The sequence below is a fragment of the Alcaligenes sp. SJTW-7 genome (assembly GCF_047716895.1).
Classification (GTDB): domain Bacteria; phylum Pseudomonadota; class Gammaproteobacteria; order Burkholderiales; family Burkholderiaceae_B; genus Alcaligenes; species Alcaligenes ammonioxydans.
Window position 1 is genome coordinate 1,103,991 of the sequence record NZ_CP136682.1, and the last position, 24,239, is coordinate 1,128,229.

A 24,239-nucleotide genomic window follows, 5' to 3' on the forward strand; every position below is an offset into this window, starting at 1 on the left:
CTTGCGCGTTGGCTTGTGGTCAAGATCACAGGCGAATAATAGCCCAGGATCTATGACTTATGGGCGCTCATCCAGGGGTACGAAGCGCTGATTCTCAGGGCCAATGTAGTTGGCGGTAGGACGAATGATCTTGTTGTCCACGCGCTGCTCGATGATGTGAGCGGCCCAGCCTGCGGTACGCGCAATCACAAACAAGGGCGTGAACATGGCGGTGGGCACGCCCATGGTGTGGTAAGACACGGCCGAGAACCAGTCCAGGTTGGGGAACATTTTTTTCACTTCCCACATCACGCTTTCCAGACGCTCGGCAATTTCATACATGCGAGTGTTGCCATCGGCCAGGGCCAGCTCCTTGGCCACCGATTTGATAACTTCATTGCGGGGGTCGGAAATGGTGTAGACGGGGTGGCCAAAGCCAATAATGACTTCCTTGTTCTCCACGCGCTTGCGGATGTCTTCTTCGGCCTGGTCGGCCGTCTCGTAGCGCTTCTGGATTTCAAAAGCCACTTCGTTGGCACCGCCGTGCTTGGGGCCGCGCAGGGCGCCAATGGCGCCGGAGATCGCGGAATAAAAGTCCGAGCCTGTACCGGCAATGACGCGGCTGGTGAAGGTGGAGGCGTTGAATTCGTGTTCGGCGTACAGGTTCAGCGACACGTGCATGGCTTTTTCCCACTCGGCCGAAGGCTTTTCGCCATGCAGCAGGTGCAGGAAGTGCGCGCCGATGCTGTCATCGTCGGTCTGCACGTCGATCATCTCGCCATTGTGGCTGTAGTGATACCAGTACAGCAGGGCAGAGCCCAGGCAGGCCAGCAGGCGGTCCGCGATGTCGCGGGCGTCGGGCAGGTTGTGGTCGTCCTTTTCAGGCAGCACACAACCCAGCACCGATACGGCCGTGCGCATCACGTCCATGGGGTGGCTGTGGGCGGGCAGGGTTTCCAGTGCGCTTTGCAGGGCCAGGGGCAGGCCGCGCAGACGCTTGAGTTTTTGCTTGTAGGCGCGCAATTCATTGCGGTTAGGCAGCTTGCCGTGAATCAGCAAGTAAGCCACTTCCTCAAATTCGCAAGCCTGGGCCAAGTCCAGGATGTCGTAGCCGCGGTAGTGCAGGTCATTGCCGCTGCGACCGACCGTGCACAAGGCGGTATTACCTGCGACAACGCCAGACAAGGCAACAGATTTCTTGGGCTTGAAGCCAGTGCTAGGGGTGTTCTCGGTACTGCTCATAAAGGTCTCCTGGTTGCTGGGCAGCCCGCGCGAGGCTGGCTGCCAAATGGGGTTTTGACCCGCGCGAGGCCCGGTTTGGTGGGTCTGGCGGGAGCCTGTGATGGCTCAGGATTTCTTGTTTTTCTGAAACAGCTTGTCGAGGCTTTGCTCGTAAGCATGGTAGCCGATACGATCGTACAGTTCCTCGCGAGTCTGCATCAAATCGATGACATTTTTTTGATGCCCGTCACGGCGGATCGCCTGATAGACGGTTTCGGCTGCTTTGTTCATGGCGCGGAATGCGGACAGTGGATAGAGAACCATGGCGACATTGACCGAGGCCAGTTCCTGCACGGTAAACAGTGGGGTTTGTCCAAATTCTGTGATATTGGCCAACACGGGCACATTCAGGGTGTCGGTAAAACGCCGATAGGTGTCCAGATCGTAGCAGGCCTCGGCAAAAATGCCGTCAGCACCAGCCTCCACGCAGGCCTGGGCTCGCTCCAGGGCGGCATCCACGCCCTCCACTGCAATCGCGTCCGTGCGGGCCATGATGAAAAAATCCGGGTCGGTGCGAGCATCCACAGCGGCTTTCACGCGGTCAGCCATTTCCTCCGTGCTGACAATTTCCTTGCCGGGGCGGTGACCGCAACGCTTGGCACCTACCTGATCCTCAATGTGGCAGGCAGCCGCGCCAAACTTGATCAGGCTTTTGATGGTGCGAGCGATGTTGAAGGCCGAGGCGCCAAAGCCGGTGTCAATGTCCACCATCAGGGGCAGATCGCACACATCGGTAATACGACGAATGTCGGTCAGGACATCGTCCAGGGTATTGATACCCAGGTCAGGCAGACCCAGGGACCCGGCAGCCACACCGCCGCCCGACAGATAAATGGCACGGTAATTGGCTCGTTGTGCCAACAAGGCGTGATTGGCGTTGATGGCGCCAATGATTTGCAAAGGCTGCTCGTCGCGCAGGGCCTGGCGGAAACGGGCGCCTGCCGATGTCAGTGGATTTTGGCTCATTTGGGGCTCCAGATCACAAGATAAAAAAATGTCGTCAGCGTGATGCTGCGATGGGTTGGTTTCAATAAAGCAAATGCTGTGCCAAGTTCAGGTATGGGGGCGATGAAACGCCTGAAGCCAGACTAGGCGGGGATTTCTGCCATGGTTTGCACGCGTCAGTTCTTTTCGTGAATACTGCCTTTCACTGTTTTGTGTTTCAATGTTGAAACGTAATTTGAAACAATGTCGCATTGTTGATGCCTGGATGAAACCACATGCCTTATCCGTCTTCCCTTCCTGCTCGTCTGCGTCTGGTGGCGTTCGGTTTGCACGGACTGCGGTCTCTCTTGGAGGAGCTGGTGCCGCAGTTCCGCGCCCAGGCTGAAATTCTGATCGTGGACAAGGCTTATGGCGAGGCCGTGGAAACCGTGCAGGTTTTGCGACAAACAGGTGAAATCGACGTTCTGGTGTCCGCCGGTTCCAACGGCAGTTATTTGCGTGAGCATCTGGACCTGCCCGTGGTGCTGGTACATCCCGGTGGTTTCGACATTATGGGCAGTCTGGCCTCGGCACAGGCCGAGCGCAAAGCCGTGGTGACCTATGGCGAAATACCGCTTGAGTTGATGGAGTTTGTGCAGCGTTTTGATCTGCCCGTGGAGCTACGCAGCTATCGCAGCGGGGCCGATGCACGTAGCTGTGTTCAGGATTTGAAAGAGCTGGGTGTGGAGTGGGTGCTGGCACCCGGGCTGGTCGTGGATCTGGCGCGTGAGAACCAGATGGAAGGCGTGCTCCTGTATTCACAAGGAGCAGTGCGACAGGCTTTGGAGTCCGCTATCGAACTAGCCCGTGTTGCTCGCGCTGAAGCGGCTCGTCGGGATCGCTTGAATACGATTTTGGCGCAGTTGCGTGACGGTGTGGTGTCAGTCGATAGGGATGAGCGTATTGAAACCGTGAACCCGGCCATGGAAGCCTGGTTGGGTCAGCCTGCTCAGGCCATGATCGGGCGCCGCCTGGGGGCCTTGTATCCCGAGCTGGATCTGGCCGGCACACTGCGCAGTGTGGAAGTAGAGCTTGATACGGTGCAGCAGGTGGGAGGGCGCACGGCGATTGTGACCCGTATGCCGATTCTCGAGCAGGGGCGCCTGAGTGGGGCTGTGTTGATTTGTCAGGACCCGGCAGCCATTCAGCGGCTGGATCGCAGTTTGCGCTCACGTAGCCAGCAGACCGCGTCGCGGCATGCCCGTTATCAACTGGCCGACTTGATAGGGCAGAGTTCGGCCATGCGCACATTACGTGCTCAGGCCCAGGCTTGTGCACAAAGCACGGCCACGACCTTGATCATTGGCGAAAGCGGGACGGGCAAGGAGCTGCTGGCTCAGGGCATACACAGCGCCAGCGCCCGGCGTGGTCAACCGTTTGTGGCAGTCAACTGTGCCGCTTTTCCCGACAGCCTGCTGGAGAGCGAGCTGTTCGGTTATGTGGAAGGGGCATTTACGGGCTCGAGCCGGGGCGGCAAAGTGGGCCTGGTGGAAGCGGCTCATACCGGCACCTTGTTTCTGGATGAAATCGGGGAAATGCCTTTGCCTTTGCAAACTCGCTTGTTGCGTGTGTTGCAGGAGAAGGAAGTCTTGCGTATCGGGGCGATTGAGCCCACGCCGGTCGATGTGCGTGTGATTGCCGCGACGCATCGCGATTTGGCGGCGCAGGTGAAAGAAGGAGTGTTCCGCCAGGATTTGTTTTATCGCCTGAATATTCTGGTGCTGCGCTTGCCGCCTTTGCGGCTGCGCACCGACGATCTGCCGGAGCTGGTGGAGCATCTTTTGGGGAAAGTAGCCCAGCGTTTAGGCGGCGCGCTTACGTTGCAGCCAACGTGGCTGACGCAATTGTTGAAGCGGGGCCCTGATTACGCCTGGCCCGGTAATATCCGTGAGCTGGAAAACCTGATTGAGCGGCTGATGGTGCTGGGCTCTGTCCAGGGGGAGCAGGCGGTACAGCTGGAGGAAATCGCTCCGGAATTGCAGGCGACCGCCACAGAGAAGGCGGTGCCCGCGCTGCGTGAGCGGCAAGAGCGCAATGAACAGGAGCATGTGGCCCAGGTGCTGCAAGCATGCGGCGGTAATCGTGCTCTGGCTGCCCAGCAACTGGGGATCAGTCGCAGCACCTTGTGGCGTAAATTGCGCAAGAAGTGAGGCAGTGGCTGCCCGCCTGCTCAAGCCAGCCCGTGGGGGAAGGGGCTGTTGGTGGTCAGGGCTGCTCCTGATATTGAGCGAGTTTGCTCAACGCCATCAGTAATAGGCAGACCAGGATGCAGGCCAGCAGGTTATAGCTCATGCCTGCTACAAAGGCCGCCACATATTGTTCGGTCTGGGAGGAGGCAAGACCACCTGCGTTTCGGCCCGCAGTAAAGAGCAGGCCAACCACGGCCACCCCTAGCGCTGCCCCAACTTGCTGGATGCTGGAAATCACCCCGGATGCCATGCCTGCCTGAGCCGCTTTGACAAAACCCAGAACCAGATTCAGCAAAGGAGTCATGATCAGGCCTTGGCTGGCGCCCAGAAAAATCAGGACGGGAATCAGGTGAGCGGGTTCCATCCGGGCTCCTGTCCAGGCGACCTGAGCGATCAGCCAGGCAAAGGACAGCGTATAGCCAAGGGCACCGGCTGTAATCGCACGGGTGCCATAACGGGCGACCAGGCGTGGTGCACCCAGAGACGCAGTCACAAAGCCTGCGCTGGCGGGCGCGAAAATACTGCCCGCCTGAAACGGACTCAGACCCAGGCCGCTTTGCAACAAAAGGGCAAAGCAGAGAAAGAACGAGCTGGCCGTGGAATACACCAGCAGGACCAGTAAAGCGCCTAAGGCAAAGCGTGGCTGGGCCAGCAGTTGCATATCCACCAGGGGCGACTGCCCCGTCTGTCGGCGTTTTTCCTGCTGTTTGTAGAAAGCCAGAAGCAAAAGTCCGGAGGCCGCCAGGGCGGCCAGGCTGGATGGGGGCCAGCCGTGCTCTGAGCTTTGGATAAGGGGGATCAGCAGCAGGCTCAGGGCAAGACTGATGAGAACCACACCCGTGCTGTCCAGCCCCTGGCCCTGGGGCGCACGGGTTTCGGGAATGTAGCGAGCCGCCCCAATCGCCAGCAGACCCACAGGCAGGTTGATCAGAAAGATGCTGCGCCAGCCCAGATCAAACAGGTTGAAATGAACCAGCCATCCTCCCAGCACCTGTCCCGCAATCGCGGCCAGACCCAATGTCATTCCCAACAGACCAAAGGCGCGACGGCTGTTATCACCGTCAAAGTTGACCCGGATGGACGCGTAGACCTGGGGAAAAAGTAGAGCAGCGGCCAGACCCTGCAGCACCCTGGCCAGGATCAGCAAGAAAGCGCTGGGTGCCAGCCCGCATAGTGCCGAGGCTAATGTGAAACCGGCCATGCCAATCTGAAAGAGCCTGCGCCGACCCCATAAATCGCCCAGCCGCCCGCCAGTGATCAGCAGCACCCCAAAGGCCAGTTCATAGCCCGCCACAATAAAACCGATCTGACTAAAGCTTGCTCCCAGCCTGCTTTGCATGTCCGGGACAGCCACATTGACCACGAACAAATCAAAAATGGTTACAAAACCAGCTAGAAGTAAAACGGACAAGCCTAGCCAGGGCGGTGTGTCGGGCGTCGGCGGGGGTGGGGTTTGGCAATAAGAGTTCGAGTTCATGATGCTTGTCTGAATTGAAAACCCGTGTATTCTTGAACTCTTTTTAAACAATTACAATTTAACTGTTTATGCTATTACTTAAAGCAATGGGGTGCTGATTGATGAGGACGCTGGAGCGAACACGCCCGGAGCTGTCTGCCTTTTTGCGCGCATGCCGTGAACGTCTTTTGCCGGAGGAGGTGGGCTTGCCCAGTGGCGGACGGCGCCGCACTCCGGGCTTGCGGCGCGAGGAGGTGGCGGCTTTGGCGGGAGTGGGGCTGACCTGGTACACCTGGTTGGAGCAAGGGCGTGATATTGGCGTATCGGCCAGCTTTCTGGACAATTTGGCCCGTGTTCTGAAACTGGATGCGGCCGAACGCAGACACTTGTTCTTGCTGGCGCATGAGCGCCTGCCTGCCGAGCCAGGAATTACCTGGTGTGTCTTGCCGCCCTTGGTGCGACGCTTGATGCACGACTTGCCGCATCCGGCTTTTGTCTTGAATTTACGCTGGGATGTTCTGGGCTTTAATGCCTTGGCGGATGATCTGCTGGGCTTGGGGGCATATCCAGATGGGCAGCGCAATCTTCTGTGGCAGATGTTTACGAATCCCGCTTTGCACACCCGCTTTGTCCCTTGGGAATCGCAGGCGCTGGAGATGTTGACCAGTTTTCGTCGCGACTTTGCTCGGGCCACAGACGGAACGGATATTCATGAACTGGCCAATGAGCTCAAACGCGTATCACCGGAGTTCAAGCAGTGGTGGGAGCAACATGATGTGCATTCACCTTGCGGCGCGTTACGCACCGTGCTTGTAGATGGGGAGTTGCGCGAGTTTGAGCAGACCTCGCTCATCATTGATGAGAGTCGTCATTTGCGTATGGTGGTGTATGTGCCGTCTGTGCAGGAAGATTCAGACGACGGGAGCGGCCAGCCTAGGGTTGGATAGGCTTGTGCCGTGTTCCAGTGCACTGGTTCCAGGCGCGAAGTATCGAGCAGCAGGCATCAGTGATAAGGCGACAGGCAAAAAAAATCCCCGCCGATACGGGCGGGGATTGCAGACACTGGCGGTTTAATTAACCCAGCAGGTCTTTCACACCGTCACGTTCTTCCAGCAGTTCGTTCAAGGTGTGGTCCATGCGCTCACGCGAGAAGGCGTCAATTTCCAGGCCTTCCACACGTTTGTACTCGCCGTTTTCGGTGGTGACGGGCACGCCGTAAACGATGCCTTCAGGAATGCCGTAGGAGCCGTCCGAAGGAACGCCCATGGTGACCCATTTGCCGTTCGAGCCCAATACCCAGTCACGCACGTGGTCGATGGCGGCATTGGCAGCCGAAGCCGCCGAGGACAGACCACGGGCTTCGATGATGGCGGCGCCACGTTTGCCCACGGTGGGGATGAAGGTGTCGCGGTTCCAGGCCTGATCGTTGATGATGGCGTCGATCTTCTCACCGTTCACCGTCGCGAAACGGGTGTCAGGGTACATCGTGGGCGAGTGGTTGCCCCAAACGATCAGGTTCTCGATGTCAGCAACGGGCTTGCCGGACTTGGCGGCCAGTTGCGACAGGGCGCGGTTGTGGTCCAGGCGCAGCATGGCGGTGAAGTTCTTGGCTGGCAGATCAGGAGCCGATTTCATGGCGATGTAGGCGTTGGTGTTGGCAGGGTTGCCCACCACCAGAACCTTGACGTCGCGGCTGGCAACTTTGTTCAGGGCGCGACCTTGTGCGGTGAAGATCTGGGCATTGAAGGCCAGCAGGTCTTTACGCTCCATGCCGGGGCCACGTGGACGGGCGCCGACCAGCAGGGCGATATCAACATCTTTGAATGCGCTTTCAGGGTCGCTGTGGGCGGACATGCCTTGCAGCAGGGGGAACGCGCAGTCGTCCAGTTCCATCATGACGCCCTTCAGGGCCTTTTGGGCTTTCTCGTCGGGTAGCTCCAGCAACTGCAGGATCACAGGCTGGTCTTTGCCCAGCATTTCGCCAGAAGCGATGCGAAACAGCAGGGCGTAGCCAATCTGGCCAGCAGCGCCGGTAACGGCGACGCGCATTGCGGGTTTGGACATGAGAGTATGACTCCGTTTTTGGGTTTGAAGACGGTGACGAAAAACACAGTTTAAATCTTTTGCGAGCCGGCGGCCGGCTTGGGAAACGGTTTTTCGCAAGAGGAATAGTCTCTTTTTTCACTGCGCAGACTAGACCAAAACGATAAGGACGTCAAACGTCTTATATCTTATATAAGACATAAGAGCGTTAGACATTCGAGGCCGGTCATGCGAAAATTAGCGCACTGTCTATTTTATGAACAAATGCGTGTTCCCCGCTGTATTTATCGCGCATTTTTTATGAGCCCCATGTCTGAGAACGTGCCGCCGCTACGCACCCAGGAAATCGAAAAATCCGCTCCTAGCGCGGCCTATAGCCCTCTGTATCAACAGATCAAGGCTTTGCTGCTGCAGGGGCTGGATCGTGGCGAGTGGAAGCCTGGCGAGGCCATTCCCAGTGAGCTGGAACTGGCCGCACGTTTTCAGGTCAGCCAGGGGACGGTGCGCAAGGCTATCGATGAGCTGGCCGCCGAGAATCTTCTGATCCGCCGTCAAGGAAAAGGCACGTTTGTAGCCACCCACCACGAGGCGCGGGTGCGTTTTCGGTTTTTGCGTCTGGCCCCCGATGACGGCAAGCCGGTCGCCTCACAAAGTCGAATCATCGATGTTCGTCGCATGAAGGCTCCCACGGATGTCGCGGTGCTGCTCGATTTGCGCACGTCCGACATGGTGGTGAACTTGCGCCGGGTCCTCTCCTTTGATCAGGTTCCCACCATTTATGACGATATCTGGTTGCCCGGCTCGGTGTTCAAGGGCCTGACCCTGGACGCCGTCGAGCAGAACAAGGGCCCGATGTATGCCTGGTTCGAGAGCAAGTTTGGCGTGAGCATGGTGCGTGCCGATGAAAAGATTGGCGCGGTCAGCGCCACCGAAGAGGCTGCCTCGGTTCTGCAGGTGGCCGCCGGCTCCCCGCTTTTGTATGTAGAGCGTGTGTCCTACACCTATGGTGACCGACCGATGGAGTTGCGCCGGGGTTTATACCTGACTGAGCGCTTCCATTACCGAAACACACTCAGCTAGTACGGCGGCATACGGTATTTGATACTGCATCGTCGTGTCAAATAGGTGAAAATACCAAGGTTAAAAATTTTATGACTTTTTTTTATCTACTTCGAGGCCATCATGTCTGATACCGCACCCAAGCAGCGTCCGCAGTATCGCAATATCAGCGTGCCGCAGATATTGAGCTACCGCTTGCCCCTGGCCGCAAAATCGTCGATTTTGCATCGTGTCAGCGGCGCATTGCTGTTTCTTTGCCTGCCGCTCGTTCTATTGCCACTGTTCTCTTTGAGCGTGAGCTCTCCAGAGTCCTTCGAGACCATGCGCAGCTATGTCGACAACCCTGTCTGTAAGCTGATTCTTCTGGTGCTGATCTGGGGCTATCTGCACCACTTCTGTGCCGGCATCCGCTATCTGGCACTGGACCTGCACCTGGGTAATGACAAAGAGTCCGCCAAGAAATCGGCCGGCATGGTGTTTGGGGTCAGCCTGGCGCTGACTGTTGTGTTTGGTTTGAAACTGTTTGGGGTGTGGTAATGGCTAATCGTGAGCGCATTGGCGCAAACCGCCTGGTAGTGGGTGCCCACTACGGTACCTTGGACTTTCTGGCACAGCGGGTGACTGCAGTCATCATGGCCATCTACACCTTGGTCATCATTGGCGGCATCCTGTTTAGCAGTGAACTGAATTTCGAGACCTGGCGCGGCCTGTTCTCGTTCACGGTCGGCTCCCTGCCTCTGGGTCAGTTGCTGGCAACCCTGTTTTTCCTGTCGTTGTCCTGGCACGCCTGGATCGGTGTGCGTGACATCTGGATGGACTACGTCAAGCCCGCTGGCCTGCGCTTGTTCCTGCAAGTGTTGACCTTGCTGTGGCTGGTGGCCAGTGTCGTCTTTTTTGCAAAAATTATCTGGAGTCTCTAAACCGTGGCTTCCATCACAAAATCTTTGCCCCGCCGTCAGTTTGACGTAGTGGTGGTCGGTGCCGGTGGCGCCGGTATGCGTTGTTCCCTGCAATTGGCTCAGGCCGGCTTGTCCGTGGCTGTGCTCAGCAAGGTGTTCCCAACCCGCTCCCACACGGTGGCCGCCCAAGGTGGCGTCAGTGCCTCCCTGGGTAACATGAGCGAGGACCATTGGTACTGGCACATGTACGACACCGTCAAGGGTTCGGACTGGCTGGGTGACCAGGACGCCATCGAATTCATGTGCCGTGAAGCGCCGCACGCAGTGTACGAGCTCGAGCACTTTGGCATGCCTTTTGACCGCAACCAGGACGGTACGATTTACCAGCGTCCATTTGGTGGTCACACCGCCAACTTTGGTGAAAAACCTGTCCAGCGCGCCTGTGCGGCAGCTGACCGTACCGGTCACGCCATGTTGCACACGCTGTACCAGCGTAACGTTGCTGCCCGCACCCAGTTCTTCGTGGAGTGGATGGCACTGGATCTGCTGCGTAACGAAGCGGGCGACGTCCTGGGCGTGACTGCCCTGGAAATGGAAACCGGCGAAATCTACGTTCTGGAAGGCAAGCGCGTGGTGCTGGCTACCGGCGGTGCTGGCCGTATCTGGGCTGCGTCCACCAACGCCTTCATCAACACGGGTGACGGTCTGGGTATGGCCGCTCGTGCAGGTCTGCCTTTGCAGGACATGGAGTTCTGGCAATTCCACCCCACCGGCGTGGCCGGTGCCGGCGTGCTGATTACCGAGGGCGTGCGCGGTGAAGGCGGTATCCTGTTGAACAAGGACGGCGAGCGCTTCATGGAGCGTTACGCTCCCACCCTGAAAGATCTGGCCCCTCGTGACTTCGTGTCCCGTTCCATGGACCAGGAAATCAAGGAAGGTCGCGGTTGTGGCGACGGCAGCTACGTGGTGCTGAAGCTGGATCACCTGGGTGCCGACGTCATCAAGAAACGTCTGCCCTCGATTCGCGAGATCGCCATCAAGTTCGGTAACGTCGACCCGATCAAGGACCCGATCCCCGTGGTTCCCACCATCCACTACCAGATGGGCGGTATCCCCACGAACTACTACGGTCAGGTGGTGACGCAAACCCCGACCGGCGAGAGCAAGATCGTCAACGGTCTGTACGCGATCGGTGAGTGTGCGGCCACGTCCGTACACGGTGCCAACCGTCTGGGTACAAACTCGCTGCTGGACCTGATCGTGTTCGGTCGCGCTGCCGGCAACCACATTGTGGACTCGCACCCCGAGAAAGATCACGCTCACCAGGAAATCAACGAGTCCTCCATCGAGTTCTCGCTGGACCGCGTCAATCGTCTGGAGTCCCGTACCTCGGGCGAAAAGGCTCAGGATGTGGGCAACAAGATTCGCGTGGCCATGCAGGCTCACTGTGGCGTGTTCCGTACCCTGGATCTGCTGCACAAGGGCGTCGACCAGATCGAATCCCTGGTTCCCGAAGTCAAGGATATTTACTTCAAAGACAAGTCCAAAGTCTTCAATACCGCCCGTATTGAGGCGCTGGAAGTGGCCAACATGATCGAAGTGGCTCGTGCCACGACCAAGTCGGCCGCCAATCGTACGGAAAGTCGCGGCGCTCATGCCCTGAACGACCACCCGGAGCGTGACGACGAGAACTGGCTGCGTCACACCTTGTGGTTCTCGGAAGGCAGCCGTCTGGAGTACAAGCCTGTCCAGATGAAACCGCTGACAGCCGAAACGATTCCGCCCAAGGCCCGGACTTTCTAAGCAGGATACTGACATGAGCCAAAAACGTAAGGTCAAATTTGAAATCTACCGCTACGATCCTGACAAGGACGAGCGTCCCTACATGCAAAAGATCGAAGTCGAGTTGGAACCTACCGACAAGATGCTGCTCGATGCGATCTTGCGCATTAAGAACGATATGGACGACAGCCTGGCGTTGCGTCGTTCCTGCCGCGAAGGTGTGTGCGGTTCCGATGCCATGAACATCAATGGCAAGAACGGTCTGGCCTGCACGACCAATATGCGCGACCTGAAAGAACCTGTGGTCCTGCGCCCATTGCCAGGTCTGCCGGTTATCCGTGACCTGATCGTGGACATGACCCACTTCTTCGATCAGTACCATTCGGTCAAGCCCTTCCTGATCAACGATGCGCCTCCTCCTGAGAAAGAGCGTCTGCAAACGCCTGAAGCTCGTGAGGAACTCGATGGTCTGTACGAGTGCATTCTGTGTGCCTGCTGCTCGACCTCTTGCCCCTCGTTCTGGTGGAACCCCGACAAGTTCGTCGGTCCTGCCGGTTTGTTGCAAGCCTATCGTTTCATTGCCGACTCGCGTGACGAGGCTACTGGCGAGCGTCTGGATAATCTGGAAGATCCTTACCGCTTGTTCCGTTGCCACACGATCATGAACTGTACGGATGTCTGTCCAAAAGGACTGAATCCCTCGCATGCCATCGGCAAGATCAAAGAAATGCTGGTGCGTCGCAGTATCTAAAAAGGTGGGTATGTACCGATGAGAACATTGACGGAATTGGAGCGTGCGCGTCTGCGTTGGCGTGCGCGCCGGGGCTTGCTTGAAAACGACTTGATGATCACCCGTTTTCTGGATCAATACGAAAACGAGCTGACTGATCAGGACGTCTCGGCCCTGACCCGTTTGTTCGAAATGGACGATACAGTTTTGCTGGATGTCCTTCTGGCTCGCTCCGAGCCGGAAGGGCAATACGCCACCCCGGACATTCAGCGACTAGTAGACATTATGCGAAAGCTATAACCATTGAGGAAAAAAGTGATGGAATTGTCAGAAAAAAAAGCCACGCTATCCTTCTCCGACGGTAGCCCTTCGGTTGAGTTCCCTGTACACAAGGGCACCGTAGGTCCGGACGTGATCGATATCCGTAAGCTCTACGGTCAGACAGGTATGTTTACCTATGACCCCGGCTTTATGGCGACGGCGGCGTGCGAATCGGGCATCACCTACATCGACGGCGACAAGGGCCAGTTGATGTACCGTGGTTACCCTATCGACCAGTTGGCACAAAAGTGCGATTTCATGGATGTGTGCTACCTGATCCTGAACGGCGAGCTGCCTAACGCCGAGCAGAAACAGGAGTTCGACTCCCTGGTGACGAACCACACCATGGTTCAGGAACAGATGCAGCACTTCCTGCGCGGCTTCCGTCCGGACGCTCACCCCATGGCAATACTGACTGGCCTGGTCGGTGCCTTGTCGGCGTTCTACCATGATTCCACGGACATCACGAATCCTCATCACCGCCATGTGTCGGCTATTCGCTTGATCGCCAAGCTGCCAACGCTGGTTGCGATGGCGTACAAGTATTCTTTGGGACAGCCATTCATCTATCCCAAGAATGATTTGTCCTACACCGGCAACTTCTTGCGCATGATGTTCGCCACCCCTTGCGAAGACTACAAGGTCAACGAAGTGGTTGAGCGCGCTTTGGATCGCATCTTCATCCTGCATGCAGATCACGAGCAGAACGCCTCGACTTCCACCGTTCGTCTGTGCGGCTCGTCGGGTACCAATCCTTTCGCTGCGATCGCTGCGGGCGTTGCCTGCTTGTGGGGTCCTGCTCACGGTGGTGCAAACGAAGCGTGCCTGAACATGCTGGAAGAGTTGCAAGCCAACGGCGGCATCGACAAGGTTGGCGAGTTCATGGAGAAGGTCAAGGACAAGAACTCGGGCGTGCGCCTGATGGGTTTTGGTCACCGTGTCTACAAGAACTACGATCCACGCGCCAAGCTGATGCAGGAAACCTGCAAGGAAGTTCTGGAAGCCCTGGGCCTGGAGAACGATCCTCTGTTCAAACTGGCCATGGAACTGGAGCGCATCGCTCTGGAAGATCCTTACTTTGTCGAGCGCAAACTGTACCCCAACGTGGACTTCTACTCGGGTATCGTTCAGCGTGCTATTGGCATTCCAACCTCCCTGTTTACCGCTATCTTCGCCCTGGCTCGTACCGTAGGCTGGATTGCGCAGTGGAACGAAATGCTGTCCGATCCTGATTACAAGATCGGCCGTCCACGTCAGTTGTATGTGGGCCCAACCCAGCGCGATGTACCTGCTCAGCGTTAATTCTTGCGGGACCGGGTACCTGGGGCTTGCCCCGGGTGTAGATCTGGCCCGCAGCGCTATTGGGCAGTGACCATAGCGAGAACGCTAAGTGCACCACATGGTGCACTTTTTTTTTGCTTTTTTCCTTTGTAAACAGTCCGATTTCAGACGCGCGAGTGGGTACGGGTGCGTGAGTCAGCTGTACTCACGGTGGAGAGAGAGGGTTACTAAAGCGAAAGATGCGTTGCTCACGTGCTTTGTTTTCTTCTGACAGCCGGACTTTTGCCTGGACGTGATCAAGGTGATGGCCAATCAGCTCGCGTGCCCGGTCTGCGTCCCCGTTCAGAATCGCCTTCATCACTCCCTCATGCTGTTCAGTCAGAATCTCGACTTCACGGGCATTGTCGAACTCGAACATGGCCCGTCGGTTCTCTTTCACTGTCGAGAACACCAGCTGGAATAAACCGTTCATCAGTTGCAGCAGTACGACATTATGCGAGGCCATGGCAATGGCCAGATGAAATTGCGCGTCGGCGCGCGCCGAGAGATCTGCATCCTGATTCTGCTGGTGACGGACCATGACCTGAAAACAGTGCTCAATGCGCTTTTTGTCCGCCTCTGTCGCCCGGTGCGCTGCATGCCAGGCCGTGCTGGCCTCCAGGGCGCGGCGCGCCTCCAGGACATCGTAGCGGTACAGCGGGTCTTCATGGATCAACTCTTCCAGGGGCGCAATGCTTTGGGCCGGCCAGTTCATCAGATCGCTATCCTGAACGTAGGTACCGCCGCCGCGGCGGGTCACCAGCAGGCCTTCAGAGCACAGGGAGCGCAAGGCTTCCCGTATGGGCACGCGCGAGACCTCCAGTTGCTCGGCCAATTGACGCTCGGAGGGGATGCGGTCCCCCGGCTGCAAATGTTTCTCCTGAATCAGCTGACGAATTTTCTCTGCAACCTGGTCTGACAGGCGCGAGCGGGATTGCTTGGTCATGGGAGAGGCTTTCTCGGATATTGGTATTACCACTTTATTTGATTTCACAGGATTTTGGTGAGGGTAGGGGCCAAACTAGTCAGGGTTTGTGCTGGTAATACAAAGGTGGTAATACCGCTATGATGCTCAAAAATACAAAATGGGAAGCGGCCTTTCTGCCCGAAGATCTGTTTCATGCTGGTCTTTTGTCCTTTAACAGAAGTGCTTCCTGCGTACATGTAGTCACACAAAGGAGAATCCGGGATGAGTCTTTTATACACCTTGTTGGCCCTGACGCCATTGCTGGTCGTCTTTCTATTGATGGTGGTGATGGGACGATCAGCCAAGTTGTCGATGGGGGCCGCTTATCTGGTGACGGTTCTACTTGCCTTGTTTGTCTGGGGTAGCCAGACCGCGGTGATTGCAGCCGCTACCGTCAACGGGATTGTGACCGCCTTGACCTTGCTGTTCATTGTATTTGGAGCTGTTCTGCTTTTGAATACGCTCAAGGTGGGCGGTGCCTTGAAAGCGATTCGGCAGGGCTTTATGGATGTGTCGCCCGACCGTCGCATTCAGGTCATTATTGTGGCCTGGCTGTTTGGCTCCCTGATCGAAGGCTCCTCTGGGTTTGGCACGCCATCCGCGGTAGGGGCGCCCTTACTGCTGGCGCTGGGCTTTCCGGCCATGGCTGCCGTCATGTCCGTACTCATCATTCAGTCCACGCCGGTGTCCTTTGGCGCAGTCGGCACGCCTATGCTGGTCGGCGTGCGTTCGGGCATTGATAACAAAGCTGACGTGGCCGCTGCCATTGCGCCCATGCAGCCGATGGAGTATTTGCAGCAGATTGTCGAGAATGTGGCTCTGATCCATGCTCTGACCGGTTTTGTGATTCCCTTGTTGCTCTGCGGTCTGCTGACCCGTTTCTTTGGTGAGCGCCGCTCCTTTGCCGAAGGGCTGGGTGCATGGAAGTTTGCTCTGTTTGCGGGTCTGGCCTTCACGGTTCCTTATTATTTGATCGCCGTCATTCTGGGGCCCGAGTTTCCGTCGATGTTGGGCGCGATGGTGGGACTGGTGCTGAGCGTGACAGCGGCGCGGAAAGGATGGTTTGCGCCACGTAAGACATTTGATTTTCCCGATCGCAGTCAATGGCCCTCTCATTGGCTGGGCACGGTTGCCATGGACAATACGGAGGCGCCGCAACGATTTTCCGTTTTGAGGGCGTTCTCGCCCTATGTGCTGGTGGTCTTGCTGCTGATCGTTACCCGCACTTTTCCTGCCGTTAAGGCCTGGCTTACCGGTCCGTCCGCGACCATCAGAATTGAAGGCATTTTCGGCACGGGTATTTCCACATCGGCGCAATTGTTGTTCTCACCGGGGGCAATCCTGATTGTGGTGTCCTTGGCATGTATCGCCATCTTCCGCATGAGTGGCCAGCAGTACGTGGTGGGGGTCAAAGACTCGCTGCGCACCATGGGTAGTGCAGCGCCTGCCTTGTTGCTGGCCGTGCCTATGGTTCAGGTGTTCATCAACTCGGCTGCGGCAGATGGTTCTATCGCCAGCATGCCTCTGGTGCTGGCGCAAGGAGCGGCCACCGCGGTAGGGCATGCATGGCCCAGTGTTTCGCCCTGGGTGGGCAGCTTGGGCGCATTTATTGCAGGCTCCAATACCGTGAGCAACATGATGTTCTCCTACTTCCAGTTCTCTACGGCACAGCAGATTGGTTTGAATATCGACCAGTCCGCTGTTGTGGTTGCATTGCAGGCAGTCGGTGGGGCCGCCGGGAACATGATTTGTGTTCATAACGTGGTCGCCGCCGGGGCGGTAGTCGGCATGCTGGGCCGTGAGGGGGAAATTGTCCGCAAGACCCTGATCCCCATGGTGTATTACGTCATTCAGGCAGGGCTGATTGGCCAGGCCTTGATTACCGGGGCGATGGGTTGGTGGATTGCCGCTGCCATTTTCCTGGCACTGACCATTGGTGGCTTGAGTTTGTCTCGTGGACGGCAGATGACTCCTGCTATGGCTTGAGAGCTCTGTCCTCCCCCCCTCTGGGGGGGGGCAGGGCGGCAGCACGGTAAGTCCCTTTGAGTGGGGAGCGGCATTTTTTGTTGCGTGCCGTGTCTTTTGAAGCAGTGGATGAATTGCCTGCAGACACGGGTTTCTGGCCTAGCCTGTAGGCCTTGTTGAGGACAACGTCTGTTTTGATCGTTTTCAGTCCAGCGACACTCCAAAAAAAACCGGATGCGGCTTAAAGCGGCATCCGGTTTTCAGTTAGCTAAACAGGTTTAGCTGTTTTGCTGAGCTTCTTGCTGAGCATCTACAACAGCCAGAGCGGTCATGTTGATGATGCGACGCACCGTGGCGCTGGTGGTCAGGATGTGGATGGGGCGAGCCGCACCCAGCAGGATGGGGCCCATGGCCACACCGTTGCTGCCTGTCATCTTCAGCATGTTGTACGTGATGTTGCCGGCGTCCAGGTTAGGAGTGATCAGCAAGTTGGCCGAACCGCGCAGCGTGCTGTCGGGGAAGGCTTTCAGGCGGATCTTCTCGGACAGGGCGGAGTCAGCGTGCATTTCGCCGTCCACTTCCAGGTCAGGAGCGCGTTCAGCCAGGATCTGACGAGCCTTGGCCATCTTGCGCGAGGACTCGGTCTGGCGGCTGCCAAAGTTCGAGTGCGACAAGAGGGCAACGCGTGGCACTACGCCAAAACGACGAACTTCCTCGGCGGCCTGGATCGTCATGTCGGCGACCTGTTCGGCGGTGGGGTTCTCGTTGACGTGGGTGTCGCACACAAACAGAGTCTGTGTCGGCAGCATCAGCACATTCATGGCGGCAAAAGTCTGGGCTTCTTTCTTCAGGCCAATGACTTGCTCGACATAATTGAGCTGACTGTCGTAGTTGCTGGCCACACCGCAGATCATGCCGTCCGCGTCGCCCCGTTGCAGCAGCATCACGCCGATCAGCGAGTTGTGCTTGCGGATCATGGCTTTGGCGATGTCCGGCGTGACGCCTTCACGTGCCTTGAGCTTGTAGTAGGCGGTCCAGGTTTCGGTGAAGCGATCGTCGTCTTCAGGATCAACGATTTGCACGTTCTTGCCGGCTTCCAGACGCAGACCCGCTTTCTTGACGCGCATGTCGATGACGCTGGGGCGGCCAACCAGAATAGGCTGAGCCAGCTTTTCGTCCACCACGGTTTGGACAGCACGCAGGACGCGCTCGTCTTCACCGTCAGCGTAAATGATGCGCTTGGGTGCAGCCTTGGCCTGCATGTACAACGGACGCATCAGCGGGCCGGTGTGGTAGGTCATGGCGATCAGCTTCTGACGGTAGGCGTCCATGTCTTCGATGGGGCGGGCGGCAACGCCAGAATCCATCGCAGCCTGGGCCACGGCCGGAGCGATTTGAACAATCAGGCGGGAGTCAAACGGCTTGGGAATGATGTACTCAGGCCCGAAGCGCAGATCTTCGCCGCCATACGCGGTGGCCATGTCGTCGCTTTGCTCGACCTGGGCCAGTTCGGCAATGGCTTTCACGCAAGCCAGCTTCATCTCTTCGTTGATCACGCTGGCACCAACGTCCAGGGCGCCACGGAAGATGAAGGGGAAGCACAATACGTTGTTGACCTGGTTCGGGTAGTCCGAGCGGCCGGTGGCGATGATGCAGTCAGGGCGGGCAGCCTTGGCCACTTCAGGGCGGATCTCGGGCTCGGGGTTGGCCAGCGCCAGAATCAGGGGCTTGTCGGCCATGGTCTTGACCATGTCGGCAGACAGTACGCCAGGGGCCGAGCAACCCAGGAACACGTCAGCGCCCACCATGGCGTCAGCCAGTGTGCGGGCGTCGGTTTCCTGAGCGTAGCGAGCCTTGTTGGGCTCCATGTTCTCGTCACGACCTTTCCAGATGATGCCGCGCGAGTCAGCTACGAAGATGTTGCTCAGCTTCACGCCCAGGGCAACCAGCAAGTCCAGGCAGGCAATGGCGGCAGCGCCCGCGCCCGAACAAACCAGCTTGATGTCGGCGATGTTCTTGTTGACGACTTTCAGGCCGTTCAGAACAGCGGAGGACGAAATGATGGCAGTGCCGTGCTGGTCATCATGGAACACGGGGATGCTCATGCGCTCGCGCAGCTTCTTTTCAATATAGAAGCACTCGGGGGCCTTGATGTCTTCCAGGTTCACCCCACCCAAAGTGGGTTCCAGCGCAGCAATGATGTCGACCAGCTTGTCGGGATCAGTTTCGTTCAATTCGATATCGAATACATCGATGCCAGCGAATTTCTTGAACAGGCAGCCTTTGCCTTCCATGACGGGCTTGGCGGCCAGAGGGCCGATATTGCCCAGGCCCAGTACCGCCGTCCCGTTAGTGACCACGGCGACCAGGTTGGCGCGCGAGGTGTACTTGGCGGCGGCTTCTTCGCCTTCGGCGTGGATGGCCATGCAAGCAGATGCGACGCCGGGGGAGTAGGCTAGCGAGAGGTCATCTTGATTGGCTAGGGTCTTGGTAGGGACCACCGAGATTTTCCCGGGAGTGGGATACGCGTGATAGTCCAGCGCAAGTTTGGCCAGATCGGCGTTGGCATCCATTTTGGTAAAGCTCCTGATAGGATTTTCTAGTGTAAAAGTGAATCTAATTTATAAGAAATACAGACACCAGGTAGGTGCTGATTTGTTATAGGCAGCATATGTCATGGCAACGCTTGTTGCCTGCCTCAAGGTGACCAAGGGCAGGCTGGGCTCGGTTTGGTGGAAAAGAGGCCGGCGACGCGCGTACTTGCTGCACCCGTTTAGCATATCGGAATTTTTCCATCATGTGGGGCAGGCAAGGGGCGTCAATCATGATTTGGCGCGCTTCTTTTGTAAGAATCCGTCCGCGTGATAGATCGATGTGTTTGTTAATGCCAACGGTCTGGTGCAGTCCCCAAGCATTTTAGATGTCATTAATTGCGCCTTTTGTGTGCGGCGTTATACTAGATCAATACGGCTTGTATAAGGCGTCCCACGTTGCCTTCTGCTCCTGCTATCCGCTAACCGGCGAGGTCCGTGTCGCGGAAGGTTTTCCTGCATCTCAACACGAGTGAAACACTCGGATAGGTGAAGCGTAATAATGTCATCGCAAAAAGAACTGCTCAGTAACTCTTATCTGTTCGGGAGCAATGCTCCTTACGTCGAAGAACTCTACGAGTCCTACCTCGACAATCCGGGCTCCGTCGCCGACCAATGGCGCGAGTACTTCGATCAACTGCAGCATCAGCCAGCTACTGACGGCCGCGACAGCACCCGCGATCAAGCGCACGCGCCTATCGTCGAGTCCTTCGCGCAACGTGCCAAAGCCAATGCCTTCCTGACCAGCGCGCAGGCACCGGATCTGACCGTTGCCATGAAGCAAGTGTCCATCCAGTCCATGATCGCGGCTTATCGCTCCCTGGGCGCACGCATTGCTGATCTGGACCCCCTGAAGCGTTCGGAACGTCCCAACATTCCCGAGCTGGACCCCGCTTTTTACGGCTTGACCGAAGCGGATCTGGATCAGGTCTACTCCGCCACCAACACCTACTTCACCAAAGCCGACACCATGACGCTGCGCGACATGCTCAAGGCCTTGCGTGATACGTATTCCCGTTCGGTGGGCGCAGAATTCATGTATATCTCCGACCCGGTCGTCAAGCGCTGGATTCAGCAGCGTCTGGAGTCGGTGCACGGCACAGGTTCTTTCAGCGTTGAGCAAAAACGCAACATCTTGCAGCAGTTGACCGAAGCCGAAGGCCTGGAGCGCTTCCTGCACACCAAATACGTCGGCCAGAAACGCTTCTCCCTGGAAGGTGGCGAGAGCTTCATCGCATGTATGGATGAAGTCATCAATCACGCAGGCGAGAACGGCGTTCAGGAAATCATCGTGGGCATGGCCCACCGTGGTCGTCTGAACATGCTGGTCAACATCATGGGCAAGATGCCCGGCGACCTGTTTGCCGAATTTGAAGGTCGTCACGCTGAAGGTCTGACCGACGGCGACGTGAAATACCACAACGGTTTCTCCAGCGACCTGTCCACCCGCGGCGGTCCAGTACACCTGTCTCTGGCTTTTAACCCCTCTCACCTGGAAATTGTTAATCCCGTGGTCGAGGGCTCGGTGCGCGCACGTCAGGATCGTCGCAGCGACGAGGACGGCAGTCAGGTTCTGCCCGTACTGGTTCACGGTGATGCGGCGTTTGCCGGTCAGGGCGTTGTCATGGAAACACTGAACCTGGCCCAGACCCGTGGTTACGGTACCGGTGGCACCCTGCACATCGTTATTAACAACCAGATTGGTTTCACGACGTCTGACCCACGCGATACACGCTCCACACTGTATTGCACCGACGTGGTCAAGATGATTGAGGCCCCTGTTTTCCACGTTAACGGTGATGACCCCGAAGCCGTGGTGTTCGTCACTCAGCTGGCACTGGATTTCCGTCGCGAGTTCAAGCACGACGTGGTGATTGACATCGTTTGCTTCCGCAAACTGGGTCACAACGAGCAAGATACGCCCTCGATGACCCAGCCGCTGATGTACAAGAAAATTGGTCAGCACAATGGCACGCGCAAGCTGTACGCTGACAAGCTGGTTGCGCAGGGTGTGTTGTCCGAGAACGAGCCCGAAGATCTGGTTAAAGCCTACCGTCAATTGATGGAAGACGGCAAACGGACGGTGGAACCGGTTCTGACCGATTACAAGAACAAGTACGCTACGGACTGGTCTGCATTCTTGGGCGCAAAATGGACAGACCATGCGGATACCGCACTGCCCATGTCCGAGCTGACCCGCATCGGCGAAAAACTGACCACCGTGCCCGAGGGCTTTACCGTTCACCCGCTGGTCAACCGCATGCTGAACGACCGTCGTGCCATGGCACGGGGCGAGGCACAGGTTGACTGGGGCATGGGCGAACACTTGGCCTTTGCCACCCTGGTCAACAATGGCTATGCCATCCGTATCACCGGTCAGGACTCGGGTCGTGGCACGTTCACGCACCGTCACGCCGTGCTGCACGATCAAAAACGTGAGCGCTGGAACGACGGCACCTATATTCCTTTGCAGAATGTCTCCGAGGGCCAGGCGTCCTTTACGGTGATCGACTCGGTTCTGTCCGAAGAAGCCGTGTTGGCGTTTGAGTATGGCTATGCTTCGGCAGAACCCAATATCCTGACCATCTGGGAAGCCCAGTTCGGTGACTTCGCCAACGGCGCTCAGGTAGTGATCGACCAGTTCATTACCTCGGGTGAAGCCAAGTGGGGGCGTCATTGCGGTCTGACCTTGATGTTGCCACACGGTTATGAAGGTCAGGGTCCGGAGCACTCTTCGGCTCGTATCGAGCGCTTCCTGCAACTGTGTGCAGACAACAATATTCAGGTTGTCCAGCCTACCAATGGCGCCCAGATCTTCCACGTTCTGCGTCGTCAGATGATTCGTCCTTTCCGCAAGCCCTTGGTCATCATGACGCCCAAGTCCTTGCTGCGTAACAAAGACGCCACGTCGCCACTGAGCGATCTGGCTGAAGGCCACTTCATGCCTGTGATCGGTGAAACGGATCAGGCCATTGATGCAGCCGCTGTCAAGCGCGTTCTGGTGTGTTCGGGCAAGATCTACTATGACCTGGTCAACACCCGTAAGGAACAAGAGCGCAGCGACATTGCCATTATCCGTGTGGAGCAGTTGTACCCCTTTGCTCACAAGGCCTTCCAGGCAGAGCTGTCCAAGTACAGCAACGCCAAGGAAGTGATCTGGGTTCAGGACGAGCCTCAAAACCAGGGTGCCTGGTTCTACGTTCAGCATCACATCTACGAGAACATGAGCGAAGGTCAGAAATTGGGTTACGCCGGCCGCGCCGCGTCCGCTTCGCCCGCCGTAGGCTACCTGGCCAAGCACCAGGAACAGCACAAGGCGCTGCTGGAGCAGGCTTTCGGCGCTCGCAAAGGCTTCATGCTGACCAAATAACGCACCCAAAATTTTAAATACGGAAAATATAATCATGGCACTTACCGACGTTCTGGTTCCCCAACTCTCTGAATCCATCTCCGAAGCCACTTTGCTGGAGTGGAAAAAACAACCTGGTGAAATGGTCCAGGCTGACGAAATCCTGATCGAAGTCGAAACCGACAAAGTCGTGCTGGAAGTTCCCGCCCCTGCCTCGGGCGTGCTGAGCGAGATCGTCAAAGCCAATGGCAGCACCGTGACCTCCGGTGATGTATTGGCTCGTATCGACACCGAAGGCAAGGCCAGCGCTGCCGCTCCAGCCGCTGCCGCTGAAGCCGCTCCTGCGGCTGCACCTGCAGCCGCTCCCGCCGCTCCTGCTGCATCGGTATCGTCCGTAGCATCGCCTGCGGCCGCCAAGATCCTGGCTGAAAAAGGCGTGGAAGCCAGCTCCGTGGAAGGCTCCGGCCGTGGCGGTCGCATCACCAAGGGTGACGCACTGCAAGCCAACACCGCGTCCGCCAGCAAGCCTGCCGCCGCTCCCGTGGCTCCTCCTACCCTGTCCCTGGATGGTCGTCCAGAACAGCGCGTACCGATGAGCCGCCTGCGTGCCCGTATCGCCGAGCGTCTGTTGCAGTCGCAGTCCGAAAACGCCATGTTGACTACGTTTAACGAAGTCAACATGCAGGCGGTGATGGATCTGCGTAAAAAGTACAAAGACCAGTTCGAGAAAGAGCACGGCGTCAAGCTGGGTTTCATGTCCTTCTTCGTGAAAGCCGCAGTGGCTGCTTTGAAGAAGTACCCCGTGTTGAACGCCTCGGTAGATGGCAAAGACATCATCTATCACGGCTACTTTGACATTGGTGTAGCGGTTGGTAGCCCACGCGGTCTGGTGGTGCCTATCCTGCGCAACGCCGACCAGTTGAGCATTGCTGAAATCGAACAGCAGATTGCTGATTTCGGCGCCCGTGCTCGTGACGGCAAGCTGACTCTGGAAGAGATGACAGGCGGCACTTTCTCGATCTCCAACGGTGGCGTGTTCGGCTCCATGCTGTCCACTCCCATCATCAACCCACCACAGTCCGCCATTCTGGGCATTCACGCCACCAAGGATCGCGCCGTTGTGGAAAATGGTCAGATCGTGGTTCGCCCCATGAACTACCTGGCCATGTCCTACGACCACCGCATCATCGACGGCCGCGAAGCCGTTCTGGGTCTGGTGGCCATGAAGGAAGCCCTGGAAGATCCACAGCGTTTGCTGTTGAACGTCTAAGCACGTGGTCGTTCCGGTCTAGTATGTTTACGGCCAAGTGCTTGCTTCTAAGCC

At 57.3% G+C, this 24,239-nt stretch carries 18 protein-coding genes; 12 read left to right on the top strand and 6 right to left on the bottom strand.

Going from position 1 to position 24,239, the window contains the following annotated elements:
- Positions 1 to 57 precede the first annotated feature (57 nt).
- Both prpC and prpB read right to left on the bottom strand, forming a co-directional pair.
- Complete coding sequence (gene prpC, locus RSQ48_RS04910; protein ID WP_415302184.1) at positions 58 to 1,221, bottom strand: 2-methylcitrate synthase; 1,164 nt, start codon at positions 1,219 to 1,221, stop codon at positions 58 to 60.
- A gap of 105 nt (positions 1,222 to 1,326) precedes the next feature.
- Entirely contained in the window at positions 1,327 to 2,226 is a 900-nt protein-coding gene (gene prpB, locus RSQ48_RS04915; RefSeq protein ID WP_003802547.1) for a methylisocitrate lyase, read from the bottom strand.
- A gap of 254 nt (positions 2,227 to 2,480) precedes the next feature.
- Between prpB and prpR the strand changes: the two genes are divergently transcribed.
- The gene (gene prpR / locus RSQ48_RS04920; protein WP_415302185.1) at positions 2,481 to 4,394 is read left to right on the top strand and encodes a propionate catabolism operon regulatory protein PrpR; all 1,914 of its coding nucleotides are present in this window, start codon (positions 2,481 to 2,483) and stop codon (positions 4,392 to 4,394) included.
- A gap of 55 nt (positions 4,395 to 4,449) precedes the next feature.
- Here prpR and RSQ48_RS04925 read toward each other — a convergent pair whose 3' ends face one another.
- Positions 4,450 to 5,910, bottom strand: a complete 1,461-nt coding sequence (locus RSQ48_RS04925) for an MFS transporter (protein ID WP_415302186.1) — start codon at positions 5,908 to 5,910, stop codon at positions 4,450 to 4,452.
- Positions 5,911 to 6,011: 101 nt separating this feature from the next.
- Between RSQ48_RS04925 and RSQ48_RS04930 the strand changes: the two genes are divergently transcribed.
- Positions 6,012 to 6,836, top strand: coding sequence for a helix-turn-helix transcriptional regulator (locus RSQ48_RS04930; RefSeq protein WP_003802542.1), 825 nt, complete (start codon positions 6,012 to 6,014; stop codon positions 6,834 to 6,836).
- Positions 6,837 to 6,963: 127 nt separating this feature from the next.
- Here the strand turns inward: RSQ48_RS04930 and RSQ48_RS04935 are convergent, their stop codons facing one another.
- On the bottom strand, positions 6,964 to 7,953 hold the full coding sequence (locus RSQ48_RS04935) for a malate dehydrogenase (protein WP_003802540.1): 990 nt from the start codon (positions 7,951 to 7,953) through the stop codon (positions 6,964 to 6,966).
- Between the two features lie 279 nt (positions 7,954 to 8,232).
- On the opposite strand from RSQ48_RS04935, the gene RSQ48_RS04940 reads away from it, so the two are divergent.
- The 7 genes from RSQ48_RS04940 to gltA all read left to right on the top strand — a co-directional run bounded on the left by RSQ48_RS04940 (position 8,233) and on the right by gltA (position 14,025).
- Positions 8,233 to 9,012, top strand: a complete 780-nt coding sequence (locus tag RSQ48_RS04940; protein ID WP_415302187.1) for a GntR family transcriptional regulator — start codon at positions 8,233 to 8,235, stop codon at positions 9,010 to 9,012.
- A 102-nt stretch (positions 9,013 to 9,114) separates the two neighbouring features.
- Positions 9,115 to 9,528, top strand: a complete 414-nt coding sequence (sdhC, locus tag RSQ48_RS04945) for a succinate dehydrogenase, cytochrome b556 subunit (RefSeq protein ID WP_003802537.1) — start codon at positions 9,115 to 9,117, stop codon at positions 9,526 to 9,528.
- The gene (gene sdhD, locus RSQ48_RS04950) at positions 9,528 to 9,911 is read left to right on the top strand and encodes a succinate dehydrogenase, hydrophobic membrane anchor protein (protein ID WP_003802535.1); all 384 of its coding nucleotides are present in this window, start codon (positions 9,528 to 9,530) and stop codon (positions 9,909 to 9,911) included. Before sdhC ends, sdhD begins: the two co-directional genes overlap by 1 nt.
- Positions 9,912 to 9,914: 3 nt before the next feature.
- A complete protein-coding gene (gene sdhA / locus RSQ48_RS04955) occupies positions 9,915 to 11,693 on the top strand; it encodes a succinate dehydrogenase flavoprotein subunit (protein WP_003802531.1) in 1,779 nt (592 codons plus the stop codon).
- Between the two features lie 13 nt (positions 11,694 to 11,706).
- Positions 11,707 to 12,423: a succinate dehydrogenase iron-sulfur subunit gene (locus RSQ48_RS04960; protein WP_003802530.1), complete on the top strand. Its 717-nt coding sequence runs from the start codon at positions 11,707 to 11,709 to the stop codon at positions 12,421 to 12,423.
- Positions 12,424 to 12,441: 18 nt separating this feature from the next.
- Complete coding sequence (locus RSQ48_RS04965) at positions 12,442 to 12,702, top strand: succinate dehydrogenase assembly factor 2 (RefSeq protein ID WP_003802528.1); 261 nt, start codon at positions 12,442 to 12,444, stop codon at positions 12,700 to 12,702.
- Between the two features lie 18 nt (positions 12,703 to 12,720).
- Entirely contained in the window at positions 12,721 to 14,025 is a 1,305-nt protein-coding gene (gene gltA / locus RSQ48_RS04970; protein ID WP_039943520.1) for a citrate synthase, read from the top strand.
- 184 nt (positions 14,026 to 14,209) lie between these two features.
- Here gltA and lldR read toward each other — a convergent pair whose 3' ends face one another.
- The gene (gene lldR, locus RSQ48_RS04975; RefSeq protein ID WP_059318777.1) at positions 14,210 to 14,989 is read right to left on the bottom strand and encodes a transcriptional regulator LldR; all 780 of its coding nucleotides are present in this window, start codon (positions 14,987 to 14,989) and stop codon (positions 14,210 to 14,212) included.
- A gap of 243 nt (positions 14,990 to 15,232) precedes the next feature.
- On the opposite strand from lldR, the gene RSQ48_RS04980 reads away from it, so the two are divergent.
- Positions 15,233 to 16,996 carry an L-lactate permease gene (locus RSQ48_RS04980; RefSeq protein WP_003802522.1) on the top strand — a complete coding sequence of 588 codons (1,764 nt, stop codon included), beginning with the start codon at positions 15,233 to 15,235 and terminating at the stop codon, positions 16,994 to 16,996.
- 257 nt (positions 16,997 to 17,253) lie between these two features.
- On the opposite strand, the gene RSQ48_RS04985 is transcribed toward RSQ48_RS04980, so the two are convergent.
- Positions 17,254 to 19,548 carry an NADP-dependent malic enzyme gene (locus RSQ48_RS04985; protein ID WP_003802519.1) on the bottom strand — a complete coding sequence of 765 codons (2,295 nt, stop codon included), beginning with the start codon at positions 19,546 to 19,548 and terminating at the stop codon, positions 17,254 to 17,256.
- A 520-nt stretch (positions 19,549 to 20,068) separates the two neighbouring features.
- On the opposite strand from RSQ48_RS04985, the gene RSQ48_RS04990 reads away from it, so the two are divergent.
- Complete coding sequence (locus RSQ48_RS04990) at positions 20,069 to 22,936, top strand: 2-oxoglutarate dehydrogenase E1 component (RefSeq protein WP_003802517.1); 2,868 nt, start codon at positions 20,069 to 20,071, stop codon at positions 22,934 to 22,936.
- A 34-nt stretch (positions 22,937 to 22,970) separates the two neighbouring features.
- Positions 22,971 to 24,185 carry a 2-oxoglutarate dehydrogenase complex dihydrolipoyllysine-residue succinyltransferase gene (odhB, locus tag RSQ48_RS04995; protein ID WP_003802515.1) on the top strand — a complete coding sequence of 405 codons (1,215 nt, stop codon included), beginning with the start codon at positions 22,971 to 22,973 and terminating at the stop codon, positions 24,183 to 24,185.
- The last annotated feature ends 54 nt before the right edge of the window (positions 24,186 to 24,239 follow it).

Excerpts from the sequence above, each read along its gene's own strand:
- prpC (WP_415302184.1), bottom strand. The coding sequence starts at position 1,221 with ATGAGCAGTACCGAGAACACCCCTAGCACTGGCTTCAAGCCCAAGAAA.
- prpB (WP_003802547.1), bottom strand. The coding sequence starts at position 2,226 with ATGAGCCAAAATCCACTGACATCGGCAGGCGCCCGTTTCCGCCAGGCC.
- prpR (WP_415302185.1), top strand. The coding sequence starts at position 2,481 with ATGCCTTATCCGTCTTCCCTTCCTGCTCGTCTGCGTCTGGTGGCGTTC.
- RSQ48_RS04925 (WP_415302186.1), bottom strand. The coding sequence starts at position 5,910 with ATGAACTCGAACTCTTATTGCCAAACCCCACCCCCGCCGACGCCCGAC.
- RSQ48_RS04930 (WP_003802542.1), top strand. The coding sequence starts at position 6,012 with ATGAGGACGCTGGAGCGAACACGCCCGGAGCTGTCTGCCTTTTTGCGC.
- RSQ48_RS04935 (WP_003802540.1), bottom strand. The coding sequence starts at position 7,953 with ATGTCCAAACCCGCAATGCGCGTCGCCGTTACCGGCGCTGCTGGCCAG.
- RSQ48_RS04940 (WP_415302187.1), top strand. The coding sequence starts at position 8,233 with ATGAGCCCCATGTCTGAGAACGTGCCGCCGCTACGCACCCAGGAAATC.
- sdhC (WP_003802537.1), top strand. The coding sequence starts at position 9,115 with ATGTCTGATACCGCACCCAAGCAGCGTCCGCAGTATCGCAATATCAGC.
- sdhD (WP_003802535.1), top strand. The coding sequence starts at position 9,528 with ATGGCTAATCGTGAGCGCATTGGCGCAAACCGCCTGGTAGTGGGTGCC.
- RSQ48_RS04960 (WP_003802530.1), top strand. The coding sequence starts at position 11,707 with ATGAGCCAAAAACGTAAGGTCAAATTTGAAATCTACCGCTACGATCCT.
- RSQ48_RS04965 (WP_003802528.1), top strand. The coding sequence starts at position 12,442 with ATGAGAACATTGACGGAATTGGAGCGTGCGCGTCTGCGTTGGCGTGCG.
- gltA (WP_039943520.1), top strand. The coding sequence starts at position 12,721 with ATGGAATTGTCAGAAAAAAAAGCCACGCTATCCTTCTCCGACGGTAGC.
- lldR (WP_059318777.1), bottom strand. The coding sequence starts at position 14,989 with ATGACCAAGCAATCCCGCTCGCGCCTGTCAGACCAGGTTGCAGAGAAA.
- RSQ48_RS04980 (WP_003802522.1), top strand. The coding sequence starts at position 15,233 with ATGAGTCTTTTATACACCTTGTTGGCCCTGACGCCATTGCTGGTCGTC.
- RSQ48_RS04985 (WP_003802519.1), bottom strand. The coding sequence starts at position 19,548 with ATGGATGCCAACGCCGATCTGGCCAAACTTGCGCTGGACTATCACGCG.
- RSQ48_RS04990 (WP_003802517.1), top strand. The coding sequence starts at position 20,069 with ATGTCATCGCAAAAAGAACTGCTCAGTAACTCTTATCTGTTCGGGAGC.
- odhB (WP_003802515.1), top strand. The coding sequence starts at position 22,971 with ATGGCACTTACCGACGTTCTGGTTCCCCAACTCTCTGAATCCATCTCC.